Here is an 815-nt window from a genome sequence, read left to right as displayed (position 1 = left end):
CATCATACGAAGAAGACTCAACAATTGTTTCCATTTTCTCATTTTTCTTTGAAAAGATTTGTATGTTTACATCTTCGTTTCCTATTTTCTTCTTGTAGATCAAATCTCCAATTTTGTTAATAATCGTCTCACTATGAGTCTCAATGATAAATCTGAACTGATCATTAGCTAAACTACATATCGCTGAAATCAGCTTACTTTGTAGTTTTGGATGTAAATGAAGTTCGGGTTGTTCAATAATAATTGTGGTAGGAGATTTCAAGAAATACCATTTTTTCCGTGCATTATAAGCAATAAACCAAAGTTGAGTTACAATAGGAAGGATTTGACTATAACCGAATCCAGTATCAGATAGGTTATATCGATTCTGATCTCCATTTTTTCTAATATAAATAGATACATATCCTTTATTAATTTCATCGTTACCGATTCCATCTTTTTCTACTTGAAAGCCTAAAAATTCATTTGTCCATTCTTGAAATTGTTGAAACTTTCTATTATCAAGATTATATAAAAAATCAACAAGATTCCTGCCACTAGAATCTACTTCTTCAATTGATAAATTTCTTAGCCTATAATATCTTTCAGCAGTAGCTCTGATAGGAGCAATATAAACAGATTTATTAAAATAGGACGTGATATAGTTATCAGAAATCTTTAGAATAGTCTCCAGAAAATTAATCAGTAGCATATCTTTATAAATTATTAACTCATTTTTTGTTAATTCCTTAACTTTTAAAATTTCATACTCTTCATTATCTTGGTTTACTTTAGATAACTTTATCAAATCTTTTTTAATAATATCATGATATTCC

Annotated in this window: 1 protein-coding gene; it reads right to left on the bottom strand. The window is 28.0% G+C overall.

Annotated features, from left to right (window positions below):
• Positions 1 to 815, bottom strand: an 815-nt coding sequence (locus SMIDD26_RS11305; protein WP_167747445.1) for an AAA family ATPase, incomplete at both ends; no start/stop codon positions are given.

Source organism: Streptococcus mitis (assembly GCF_001579035.1).
Classification (GTDB): Bacteria; Bacillota; Bacilli; order Lactobacillales; family Streptococcaceae; genus Streptococcus; species Streptococcus mitis_J.
This window is presented reverse-complemented; position numbering and strand designations above follow the sequence as displayed.